Source organism: Thioclava sp. UBA3469 (assembly GCF_002378135.1).
GTDB lineage: Bacteria > Pseudomonadota > Alphaproteobacteria > Rhodobacterales > Rhodobacteraceae > Thioclava > Thioclava sediminum.
Genome location: NZ_DFRG01000117.1, coordinates 1 through 7,411, shown reverse-complemented (window position 1 = coordinate 7,411; position 7,411 = coordinate 1). Strand labels below are relative to the sequence as shown.

At 60.1% G+C, this 7,411-nt stretch carries 8 protein-coding genes; 3 read left to right on the top strand and 5 right to left on the bottom strand.

Annotated elements, in window-relative coordinates; all coding sequences use genetic code 11:
- Positions 1-317 precede the first annotated feature (317 nt).
- Positions 318-575, bottom strand: coding sequence for a YjhX family toxin (locus tag B3D39_RS09695; RefSeq protein ID WP_078519961.1), 258 nt, complete (start codon positions 573-575; stop codon positions 318-320).
- 324 nt (positions 576-899) lie between these two features.
- Between B3D39_RS09695 and B3D39_RS09690 the strand changes: the two genes are divergently transcribed.
- On the top strand, positions 900-1,769 hold the full coding sequence (locus B3D39_RS09690; RefSeq protein ID WP_274963772.1) for a zinc-dependent peptidase: 870 nt from the start codon (positions 900-902) through the stop codon (positions 1,767-1,769).
- 129 nt (positions 1,770-1,898) lie between these two features.
- Here B3D39_RS09690 and B3D39_RS09685 read toward each other — a convergent pair whose 3' ends face one another.
- From B3D39_RS09685 to B3D39_RS09670, 4 genes are all read right to left on the bottom strand, one after another.
- Positions 1,899-3,422, bottom strand: a complete 1,524-nt coding sequence (locus tag B3D39_RS09685; protein WP_286789634.1) for a ferredoxin--NADP reductase — start codon at positions 3,420-3,422, stop codon at positions 1,899-1,901.
- Positions 3,422-4,168: an FAD:protein FMN transferase gene (locus tag B3D39_RS09680; protein WP_274963774.1), complete on the bottom strand. Its 747-nt coding sequence runs from the start codon at positions 4,166-4,168 to the stop codon at positions 3,422-3,424. The genes B3D39_RS09685 and B3D39_RS09680 overlap by 1 nt, the downstream gene beginning before the upstream one ends.
- A 7-nt stretch (positions 4,169-4,175) precedes the next feature.
- On the bottom strand, positions 4,176-4,586 hold the full coding sequence (locus B3D39_RS09675) for an FMN-binding protein (RefSeq protein ID WP_158522096.1): 411 nt from the start codon (positions 4,584-4,586) through the stop codon (positions 4,176-4,178).
- A 486-nt stretch (positions 4,587-5,072) separates the two neighbouring features.
- Positions 5,073-5,546: an autoinducer binding domain-containing protein gene (locus B3D39_RS09670; protein WP_286789633.1), complete on the bottom strand. Its 474-nt coding sequence runs from the start codon at positions 5,544-5,546 to the stop codon at positions 5,073-5,075.
- A gap of 379 nt (positions 5,547-5,925) precedes the next feature.
- On the opposite strand from B3D39_RS09670, the gene B3D39_RS09665 reads away from it, so the two are divergent.
- Both B3D39_RS09665 and B3D39_RS09660 read left to right on the top strand, forming a co-directional pair.
- Positions 5,926-6,879: an alpha/beta hydrolase gene (locus tag B3D39_RS09665; RefSeq protein ID WP_274963776.1), complete on the top strand. Its 954-nt coding sequence runs from the start codon at positions 5,926-5,928 to the stop codon at positions 6,877-6,879.
- A 57-nt stretch (positions 6,880-6,936) separates the two neighbouring features.
- Positions 6,937-7,411 (top strand): AraC family transcriptional regulator (locus B3D39_RS09660; protein WP_286789632.1); only part of this gene is annotated, 475 nt, incomplete at its 3' end.

The following is a 7,411-nucleotide window of genomic DNA, read 5'->3' as shown; positions in this document are numbered from 1 at the left end:
GATCGTGGCGCCGGGGCTCAGGTAGCCGCCGACAAATCCGGCAATTGCGATCACCACGCCGATTGCGCCGACCAGTCCGACCAGTTCTTTTCTCTTCTGTCGCAAGCCCATCGGTCTCTCCCCTCTTCATGCAAATCCTAGTCGATTCGCGCGCGACGCCCAAAGATCACGGCACCAAAGTCGAACGGCCCGACACGCCCGATGGACAATCAGCCGAGCCAGTCGCCCAAGCGTCCATAGAGCGTCCTGATCTCTTTCATGGGCACGTCGACCGCCATAGGGGATTGTCGTTTGCATGATCATGCTCCTCCGGATTGTCATCGTTGATTGAGCTGCGCGCGCACGGCTTTGATGCCTTGCCGCGATACGCGATAAGGCTGGCCGTTCTGCGAGCGGATGAAGCGCCGTTTTCTCAGGCGCATAAACACGTCGAGCGTGCAGTCCGAAAGGACGTAACCGTCGCGCGTGTAACAGGTGATGGCGCGTATCTTGCCGCCCTCGCCTCTTTCATGGTGGATTGCTCCGCCAAGGGCGAGTTCATGCAAAACACGCTGTTCGTGCTTTGAGATATTCAAGGGATTGGTCTCGATTTTATGAGAGTGCAGAAAGAGAGGCACTCAGCGTTGCGCGTGAGTGTTCTTTTGGTTCTGGCGTTCCCGCATCACTTGAACGGGAACGGGCTTATGCCCGGGGCTCTTGCATAAAATCTCCATCGCATGAGGTCTCTGCCTCATACCTGTTGGACAGTTAGGCACGGACGCAGAGCACAACAAGTCCCCTGCGACATCTCTGCCCGATTAGAGCAGTGGCGTTGCTGAAATGCGGGCATCCACCGCCCGTCGCGAAAGCTCTGGCGCCGAGTGTTCTGATAAAGAGCCGCAACGACAGCGCCGGTTGCAATGTCCTCAGCGACTATCTACGCCATCAGATACACCAGCCCAGATTGGACAGCGGTAATGCCGATATTCCTGATCCTCATGGTCATTGTCGCAGGCGCCTTTGGAGCGTTCTTCTGGCTCAAGCGGCACAAGCGCGCCCAACTCCTGACGACCGCATTGCCGGAGCGTCAGCGTCGCATTGTGAAGCAGCAGGTTCCGCTGATCCGAAGACTGCCGGGCGACCTGCAAGCGCGGCTCGACGGCAAGATCAGCCTGTTTCTGGATCAGGTCGAATTCCTCGGCTGCAATGGCTTGGAAGTGACCGAGGAAATGCGGCTCTCCATCGCCGCCCAAGCCTGTCTTCTCGTCGTGAATTCAGACAGCTGGTACGATCACCTTCGCACCATCCTGATCTATCCCGGGGCCTTCAAGTCCAGACAAGCTCAGCGCAGCGGCTATGTTTTGACGGAACGCGAGACCATTCGGACCGGGGAGAGCTGGGCGCGCGGTCCGGTCGTTCTGTCTTGGAAGCACACCCGGTGGGGCGCCTCCAACGATCATGATGGCCACAACGTCGTCTTGCATGAGTTCGCCCACCAACTCGACGATCTTTCAGGTCACACGGACGGCATTCCGGTGCTGAGCAAAGAGCAGAGCTTCGCGGGCTGGGCAATGCCATTCGCCGAGGCCTACGAGCGCCATGTTCAGCACGTCAGACACGGGCGGCGCACCGTGATCGACGCCTACGGCGCCGAGGGGCCGGAAGAGTTCTTCGCGGTTCTGGTCGAGGCCTTCTTCGAGCGACCGGCAGAGCTGAAACACGCCGAACCTGCGGTCTATGAACAGCTGTCGATACTCTTCCATCTTGAGCCATCGACATGGGCCCGATGACCCTGCGCGCAGGCTCGTCCCCGTGACCTTCCGGCCTGCACCGGAAGATCCGGCATCCACCGGCTCATTCCGCTCTCATCGAACCTTTCAAGACAGCCCGGCATACACTCCAGAAAAATGCCGCCGTCATCACAGCCCGGCAAAGGCATCGGTGTGAATCAATCTGCGACGGACCCCACATTTGCGCAGCATCTTCAGAAACCCGGAGACCATGGAGCTCGCGCCGGAAACATAAACGCGCCGTTCGTCCAGATCGGGAACGCATTCGCGCAAGTTCGTCTCGTCCATACGGCCCTGCACCAGCGTCACATCGTCATATATGGCGGAGCCGGGTTCTCCGGACACCGCGTAGACCACTTTCATCCCCAACTCGTTGCGCGCGCGCGTCAGAAGCTCTCGATAGGCGATCTCGTCTGCTGATCTATTCGCGTAGACCAGAACGATATCGCGTTTCTCGCCGCGCTCGAGGAGGTCGGCGATCATGCTGCGAAACGGGGTAATGCCGATCCCGCCCGCGATGAACAGAAGCTTCTTCTCGCGCTGCCGCGGCAGGACGAAGGTACCCGCGATCTGCGAGCCATAGATCGTGTCGCCTTCCTGCATCCGCAAAAGCCCGCGCTTGAACGCGCTGCCCTGAGGGTTGAACTTGACGCCGACCCGCACGGCTGAGGCCCCGGGCGCGGAGGCGATGGTGAAGGGCCTGCGGTTGCCGCGCTTGTCCGATCCCGACAGCCCCAGCGTCCAATCGAGATACTGGCCCGCCCGGAATTTCAGCGCGCGGTCCGACTGGAAGACGAATTCGTAGCAGTTCGCGGCGATCTCTTCGACACCGATCAGCTTCATCTTGAACCGACCTTTGGGGCTGGCGGCCCAGGCGTAGATATTCGCCACGAGGAAGGCCATTCCGGGGGAGAAATACATCGTCCCGATATGGATATTCGAGGAAGACAGAACCCCGACGATGGCGGCGTAGACATGCCGCGACCAGCGACCATGCGCAGCCGTCAGCGGCTCTGTCAGCATCGCGAAGCCCGCGAAGAACAGCGGCGAATAGAGGAGCGTCTGTTGCAGCGCCATTCCCATCATGCCCGGAGGCGTCGTTACCAGAACGGCGGCGAGGTTGGACAGGATGTAGACCGCGATCATGCCGAGGCGCTCGATCTTATAGGCGACGAGCAGCCCGCCGAGGATCACCACAGGCAACAGCTGAGGCGTGCCTCCGACCCACCACAAGGCCGGGGTGTTGAGCCCTACTCCCGCGACGACCGCGCCGATCGCCACCGGATTGAAGATGTGCTTATGCCCGAGCGTCAGGATGAATTTCGACGCGATCGCGACGACCGATGCGAGCACGATCGCGGCCAGTGTCATCGGATCGGCGAAATCCGCCGGCGGCATGATGAGCGCGAGGATCAGGGCCGTGATATAGACGGATTCCGCATTCGTCGGCAGCTTCAGAAAAAAGCTGAAAAGCCGGTTCGTCACCCAGGCGCTCGCGACAGAGAGCACGAGCGACACGACAAGCCCGACAGGGTCGAGGAAGGCCGCTCCCATCATGCCGACCGCAATCCCGCCCAGAAACAGGATCCCGAGATAATAGACCATCAATCGATACATCGTGACGCCATTCAGCGAACGCCTGATCAGTTTCATCATGAGAAGACAAACTCCTTGAAACCGGTCGTTTGCACGGCCGTTCCATCCTGGTGGATTTGGTAGGCTTCGAGGCCATCGAGGGCTTCGATATAGTAGATGCCCTGCTCGCCCATCGCGAAGGCCGCCGTGGCGTGTAGGTCCGCGACGAGAACGTCATGCCCGATCACGGTGATGCTGACGGGGCCTTCGATGCGGGCGGCTCGGTCATGCGGGTCATAGATATGATCGCCACGGACATAGTTGCCCGACGTCGCCACGCCCTGCCCCCTTGGCGCGATTGCCTTGACGATCTGGCGCGGATCGAAGGGATTGCGAATACCGATCGACCACTCCCGGTCGCGCGCATCGCGCCCGCCGACCTGAATGTCTCCGCCCGCATCGATGCAGAAATTCCCGAACCCGTCTCTCTCGAGCAGTCGGGCCGCACCGAGGATCGCCCATCCTTTCACGACACCGGAAGGGTCGATGGTTCCATCCTCGCGCCGAATGTCGAAATACCCGTCCGTGATCTCTTGCATGTCATGCGCGATCTTCAGGACGTCGTGCATCTGGGAACTGAGTGCGGGCGCATCGATCTCGCCCGAATTGAAGCGCGAAACTTCGCTGTCAGGGCGGAAGGGGCTGAAGCGTTTATCGGCGTCATTGAAGACGTCGAACACCCTTTCGTGAATGTCTGCGCCCTCGGAATTCGGGATGTCGAGCGTGATCGGCATTCCCATGATGATCCGCGTCTCGACGGTCATGGCCGGACTATTTCAGCGATTTCAGCAGCGCATCATTTGCCGAATTCAGGAACGCCTGGCTGGTGAGCGTTGCGCCGGAAATGTAAGAGACGTTGGTATTCTGCGCCATGACGATTTCGCGCTCGAGCATCGGCAGCGCCTTGCTGTTGATATAGCGGCTCGTCCTGCGATCCGTCGGCGATCTGAGGATATCGATGGAGGCGATTTTCCCATTTTTCACATGGGCTTGCACCTGCACATAGCCGTAATACTGGCGGACCGGAGACCCGGTCCAAGTGCCGTCCTGAAATTGAGCGTTCGCGGGAATTTGGCGAGGCTGCGAAAAGCTCGAGAAAAAGCCTGCCGATGCCGCGGTCGAACTGAGCAGCACAGCGAGAACGGTGCCTGAAAGTGCGCTTGTAAACTTCCTGCTCGTCATTGGGGACCTCCTGATATTCCTTGCGGGCTCCCGGCCCGGTGACTTCGATTTGACGGTCGCTCGCCTGCCCCCAGACCACTTATAAAGATACGTGTTCCGCATCGACATTGAAGTCGCGCCCGTTCCCCTTTGCGTGAAGCAATTGCGAGCGAAGGGAGCGACCCTATCGAGAACGCAGTCGCGCCCGACCCCATTTCCGGTTGAGGTATCGCTTTTCCTTCGCGGATCTTTCACCTTGCCAGCACTTGCGCTCCGTCAGCCTCACCGCCGCCGGAACAGCAACCTGAGGGAGAACGCAGTCTCTGCGAGGATTGTCAGCCCATATGCGGGGCGAAAGCCGACGAGAGGTCGGGCACGGAAGCTATTGGCAACGCGCGGACGGTTCGTTCGCTGCCTGGCCCAGACCGACACGAGAACGATAGCCGCGCCGGGCTCGAGACGGGCGACGCGCCCCGACCGTATTGCGCCCGGCCTTCAAACGACCAGCTACGCTGGCACGATAATTTGACGCAATTTCTCAAGCTCCTCCTCGGACATGTCCAGCGCATCGCGGGTCACATCGTGAAGCTCCTGCATCAATGTTTGAGCCTGCTCGATCTCCTCCTGCGTGATCGGACGAGACGGATGGGCAAAGAAACCGAGCGAGCGGTCCAGCTCGCCAAGCGCAATGACTTTTCCGAAGCGCAATCCGAAACGCGCGGCGGCGCCGAACACGTCACTCTGGTCACCGTCGGCGAGATCTTCCCAGTCACAAATGCCCTGATTGGAGATCGCCCAGCGGACGGTCGGATCCACAAAAACGAGCTCTTTTTCAGTGTAGTAATCGACCCACTCTTTTGGGTAGGTGAGATAGCTAAGGGTCGGACTAGCAAAGCGAACATGCAGGCCCAGCGCGAATGTCCAATCGCAGACCCGGTTCAGACGTTGCAATAGGTCCTCGATCTTACGCAGATTATCCATGTCTCGCCTCCTGACCACATCTTGCAACTCTTCGCCGATGCTTTTGGCGTATTTAGGGCAGTTTCTTGAAAACTTCGATTTGTAAATTCGGGAAACGAGCTGAGACCGATGAAACCCGTGCTGTGCCTGAGGACTCTGGAGCATCCGCAGCGGGAGTTTTCGGGTCGGGTGTGCCTTGGGCAGAAAGCGCGATAGCGCCGTTCCGATGGGATCGGCATCCTGAAACGACACCTCGCAGCCAGAAGCACTCAAAAAATGCGCTTTCGGAGGATCAGGCAAGAATACCCCCGGAATGATATATCTGTCTCCGGCCTTCGGGACTTATTTCGAGTGCAACGCCGCTAAGCAGATTGGCGCGTCGATCTCGAAAGGACACATGATGGAACTCACGCAAGACTGGGACAAAACCTTCCCGAAAAGCGACAAGGTCGACCACAGCAAGGTCACCTTCACCAACCGCTACGGCATCACGCTGGCGGGCGATCTCTACGCTCCCAAGGGCGACGGCCCCTTCGCCGCAATCGCGATCAGCGGCCCGTTCGGCGCCGTGAAAGAGCAATCCTCCGGCTTCCACGCACAGACGCTCGCCGAGCGCGGCTTCGTCACTCTGGCATTCGACCCGTCCTTCACCGGCGAAAGCGGCGGCAGCCCGCGCAATGTCGCCTCGCCCGACATCAACACCGAGGATTTCAGCGCCGCGGTCGACTATCTCGGCCTGCTGGAGTCGGTCGATCGCGAGCGCATCGGCATCCTCGGCATTTGCGGCTTCGGCGGTATGGGCCTGAACGCAGCCGCGGTGGACAAGCGGGTCAAGGCCGTGGCGGTCACCACGATGTATGACATCAGCCGGATGATGGCCAAAGGCTACTTCGACAGCACCACGCCCGAGCAGCGCGCGGAAACTCTCGAGGCGCTCGGTCAGCAGCGCTGGGTCGATGCGGAAAACGGCGCTCCGGCCTATGGCCCGGTCTCGCTCGAACTTCAGGGCGGCGAGCCGCAATTCGTCGTGGAATACGCCGGTTACTACAAGTCCGAAGAGCGCGGCTTCCACCCCCGGTCGGTCAACTCGAACGCATCCTGGACGCTGACGACGCCCCTGTCGTTCATGAACATGCCGCTCCTGACCTATATCGACGAGATTTCGCCGCGTCCGAGCCTTTTCGTTCACGGCGACAAGGCGCATTCGCTCTATTTCAGCGAGACGGCTTACGCCGCTGCGGCCGAACCGAAAGAGCTGTTCATCGTCGAAGATGCGAACCACACCGATCTCTACGATCAGGTCGACAAGATCCCCTTCGACAAATTCACCAGCTTCTTCACCGAGAACCTGTGATAAAATGCTCGGAGCCGTCTGAGGGCGGCTCCGACCTTCAGACGGGGCATCATGCCGATGAATGAGCAGACCATCCGATTTGGACACTCGCACGAAGCCCTCGCCGCGATGATCGAGCAATGGGCAGAGGGTTCGGAAGATGTCTCGACCCCACTTGCGGATCTGAGCTTCTTCCGGCGCACGCGCCCGACCGAGCCGGATGTCTGCCTGGTCGAACCCGCGCTTCTGGTCGTGGCGCAAGGGGCCAAGCAGATGTTCGTGGGCGGCGCGCCGCATCGATACGACCCGTCCGGCTTTCTGATCACCTCTCTGGAAATCCCCGGGCAGACGCAGATCATCGAGGCGAGCGAAGAACGGCCCTGCCTCGGGCTAGTCCTGAAACTCGACCAGAGGATGCTGGCCGAGATGGTCGCGCGCAACGTGACGCCACCGCCCTCTCAGGCAAAGAAGCGCAGCAGTGTCGCGGTGGGCACCATGACCTCTGACCTTCTCGCCCCGCTGGAGCGGCTCGTGGCGCTTCTCGACGAGCCCG